This is a genomic window from Micromonospora sp. NPDC000207, assembly GCF_040300925.1.
Classification (GTDB): Bacteria; Actinomycetota; Actinomycetes; order Mycobacteriales; family Micromonosporaceae; genus Micromonospora.
Genome location: NZ_JBEPEQ010000209.1, coordinates 1 through 3,867, shown reverse-complemented (window position 1 = coordinate 3,867; position 3,867 = coordinate 1). Strand labels below are relative to the sequence as shown.

Here is a 3,867-nt window from a genome sequence, read left to right as displayed (position 1 = left end):
CTCCCCGCCGCCCCCGGGGGGGGGGGGGTGCTCACCCCCGTTTACCGCGCGGCCCCCCCCCCCCCGGCGCGGGGGGGGGGGGGCGCGCCCCACGCCACCGGCGACGGAACTTGCCCGTTCCTGGCCCGTTCCTGACCTTCCTCGAACATTGCGGGGAGAAGGTGTGCACATGATCTCTCCTACCGCTTCTCGCAGTGCGGGCGCGGCCCGCCACGGCACCGTCCTCGCCCTGGTGGTGGGGCTGACCGCGCTGACCGGGTGCAGCCTGCTCGACGACGCCTCCGACACCCCGCCCGACGGGGCCCGACCGTCGGCCACCGACGCCGGACCGCCCGCCGTGCAGCTGCCCGTCGGCACCTCCGAGCACACCGTCACCGTCGACGGCCGGGACCGCACCTACCGGCTGTACCGGCCCGCATCGGCTCCCCTGACCGGCCCGACCCCGTTGGTGGTCATGCTGCACGGGGCCGCCGGCACGGGTCGACAGGCCGAGCAGGCGTACGGCTGGACCGCCGAGGCCGACCGGTCCGGATTCGTCGTCGCCTTCCCCGACGGCTACAAGCGGGCCTGGGCTGCCGGGCCGGGCTGCTGCGGGGCACCGGCCCGGGAGGGGGTGGACGACGTCCGGTTCGTCACCGAACTCGTCGACACCGTCGGCGGGCAGGTCCCCGTCGACCCGGCCCGCACCTACGTCACCGGGATCTCCAACGGCGGACTGTTGGCGTACCGGCTGGTCTGCGACACCACGATCTTCGCCGCCGTCGGCGTCGTCGCCGCCACCCTCGCCGGGTCCTGCGACTCCCCCGCCCCCGTCTCGGTCCTGCACATCCACGGCGAGCAGGACCAGACCATGCCGTACGGCGGCGGGCCGGGTCGACGCGACAACGACGGCACCGGACGGCTCCCGGTCCGCATCGACGGCCCGCCCACCACCGAACTGGCCGCCCGGTGGCGCACCGTCGACGACTGCGGCGAACCCCGGACGAGCACCGACGGTCCGGTCACCCGGACCGTGGCGACCTGCCCCGAGGGGCGGGCCGTGGAACTGGTGACCATCGCCGACGCCGGCCACCAGTGGCCCGGTGGACGACCGAACACCCCCCGGTCGGAGCAGCTGCTCGACCTGGACCCACCCTCCCCCGCGCTGAACGCCACCGAGACCATCTGGCGTTTCTTCGCCGACCATCCCAGGCCCGCCGGTGGCTGACCGGCCCGAGGCCCGACCGCCCGTCCCCGCCCGCGCGGGATCGCACTGTCGGGCGCACCCCATTCGCGCAGACGAGGAGAACCGATGCCCAGCAGAGACGGCCCGGCCGTGATCGAGGTCCACGACCTGGTCAAGCGCTACCCCGGCAGCGACACCAACGCCGTGGACGGGCTGTCGTTCCGGGTGGAGCCGGGCGAGGTCTTCGGACTGTTCGGGCCGAACGGGGCCGGCAAGTCCACCACCATCGGCGTCCTGACCACCCGGCTACGGGCCACCGCCGGCAGGGCGTACGTCGGGGGTGTGGACGTCGACAGGGACCCGGCCACCGCCCGCGCCCAACTGGCGGTGGTGCCCCAGCACAACAACCTGGACAGGGCGTTGACCCCCAGGCAGAACCTCGTCCACCACGGGACCTACCACGGGTTGTCCCGGCGTGCGGCCGCCGAACGGGCCGACGAACTGCTGGCCGGGTTCGGTCTCACCGACCGGGCCGACCGGCGCATCGAGGCGTACTCCGGGGGGCTGGCCCAGCGACTGATGATCGCCCGGGCGCTGGTCCACGAGCCGATGGTGCTCTTCCTCGACGAGCCGACGAACGCCCTCGACCCGCAGACCCGGCTGCTGATCTGGGGACAGTTGCGGCGGCTACGGGAACGGGGGGTGGCGATCCTGCTGACCACCCACGCGATGAACGAGGCGGCCCGGGTGGTCGACCGGGTCGGAATCGTCGACCAGGGTCGGCTGCTCACCCTCGACACCCCGCAGAACCTGCTGCGGAGCCTCGCCGGGGACGCCATCCTCGACCTGACCGTCACCCCGGCCGCAGCGGACGGGCCGGCGCAACTGGAGGCCGCCCTGGGGCGGCTCGACGGCGTACGCAAGGTGGAACGCCTGGGTCCCCCGGCCGGTCCCGGAGGTGCCGGGCCGCTCGGAGGGCGGCCCGGGGCGAACCTGCCACCCGCCGTCCGTGCCCGGCTCGCCGCAGCCGGTGGCGCGGGGGCGCTGGCCACCCTGGCCCGGCAACGGGCCGCCGATGCGGCCGACGGCAGCGGGCGGATCCGGTTGCGTCTGCACGTGGCGGGTGACCCGTCGGCGCTGCTGGGCACTGCGGTGACGGTGGTGACCGGGCGGTCGGCCACCGTCGACGCCGTGCAGGTCAGCGAAGCGAGCCTGGAGGACGTCTTCGTCGAACTGACCGGACGGGAGCCACGGTGACCACCCTCGACACCCCCACCCCGGCCCGAGTCGCCGTCCACCCGCGTCCCCGGCCCCCCGCCGGGCGGGTGTTCCTCGCCGTCCTTCGCCGCGACCTGATGGTCACCCGACGGGAACTCTGGGTGATCCTGCTTCAGGTCGCCCTGACCCCGCTGTTCATGCTCTTCGTCTTCGACACCGTCCTGGGCCGGCAGGGCATCGTCGGTCCGGGCTTCGCCGAACTGTTCCTGCCGGGCGTGATCGCCCTGGCCGCCCTGACCACAGCGTTGCAGAGCATCGCCCTGCCGCTGGTCAAGGAGTTCGGTTTCACCATGGAGATCGAGGACCGGCTGCTGGCCCCGATGCCGACCGGTCTCGTGGCGATCGGGAAGCTGGTGATCGCCACCCTCCGGGGGCTGCTGGCGGCGGCCCTCGTCTACCCGCTCGGTGCCCTGGTGGTCGGCTCGGCCCCGTGGCGGCCGGCGGGCCTGCCGGTGGCCGTCCTGGTCGCCCTGCTCGGCGCGTGGGTCGGTGCGGCCCTCGGGATGTGCCTTGCCACCACCCTGCCGGTGCAGCGGATCAACGTCACCTTCTCGGTGATCCTCACGCCGATCATCTGGACCGGCTGCATCCACTATCCTTGGCCGCGACTGTCGTCGATGCCGTGGTACCAGGCGGCCACCGCCCTCAACCCGATGACATACGTCTCGGAGGGGGTGCGGGGAGCACTCCTGCCGGAGGTCGCGCACCTGCCGGCCTGGATCTGCCTGACCGTCCTGGTGGCCGTCGCCGGGGCGCTGACCTGGCTCGGCGTACGCTGCTTCAACCGGAGGGCGGTCCAGTGACCGCCCCCGTCGTCCGTACCGGCGAACGGGAGGAACCCGACGTGCCGCAGCCGAACCCCTCCGACTCCGACGCCCGGCTCGCCCGGCACCTCGCCGCCCGCGCCGGCGAACTGCTCCTTCGGGTACGCGCCGAACACGGTCACGCCGACCCGGCCGCCCTCAAGGCCGCCGGTGACCGGGCCGCACACGACCTCCTCCGCGCCGAGCTGGCCGGATCGCGCCCCGACGACGCGGTGCTCTCCGAGGAGGACGCCGACTCCCGGCGGGTCGGTGAACGGGCCGGACGCCTCGCCGCCGACCGGGTGTGGATCATCGATCCGTTGGACGGGACGCGGGAGTTCTCCGAGGCCGGGCGGCCGGACTGGGCGGTGCACGTGGCGTTGTGGGCGCGTAACGCCTCGACCCCGCACGGTCTGGTGGCCGGTGCGGTGGGTCTGCCCGCCCAGCACCGGGTCCTGGCCACCGACGTCCCCCCACCGACGCCGGAGCCCGGCGACCAGCCCGGAGGACCGATCCGGGTGGCCGCGAGTCGGAGTCGCCCGCCGGTGTTCCTGACCGATCTGGCCGAGGAGGTCGGGGCGCAGTTGGTGCCGATGGGGTCGGCGGGGGCGAAGATCGCGG

The 3,867-nt window shown here is 74.2% G+C and carries 4 protein-coding genes; all 4 read left to right on the top strand.

Annotated features, from left to right (window positions below):
• The first annotated feature begins 169 nt into the window (after nt 1–169).
• The gene (locus ABT336_RS27000; protein ID WP_350900355.1) at nt 170–1,207 is read left to right on the top strand and encodes an extracellular catalytic domain type 1 short-chain-length polyhydroxyalkanoate depolymerase; all 1,038 of its coding nucleotides are present in this window, start codon (nt 170–172) and stop codon (nt 1,205–1,207) included.
• 84 nt (nt 1,208–1,291) lie between these two features.
• Nucleotides 1,292–2,422, top strand: a complete 1,131-nt coding sequence (locus ABT336_RS26995; RefSeq protein WP_350900353.1) for an ABC transporter ATP-binding protein — start codon at nt 1,292–1,294, stop codon at nt 2,420–2,422.
• On the top strand, nt 2,419–3,246 hold the full coding sequence (locus tag ABT336_RS26990) for an ABC transporter permease (RefSeq protein ID WP_350900351.1): 828 nt from the start codon (nt 2,419–2,421) through the stop codon (nt 3,244–3,246). Before ABT336_RS26995 ends, ABT336_RS26990 begins: the two co-directional genes overlap by 4 nt.
• 41 nt (nt 3,247–3,287) lie before the next feature.
• A partial coding sequence (locus tag ABT336_RS26985; protein ID WP_350900357.1) for an inositol monophosphatase family protein occupies nt 3,288–3,867 on the top strand: 580 nt, incomplete at its 3' end.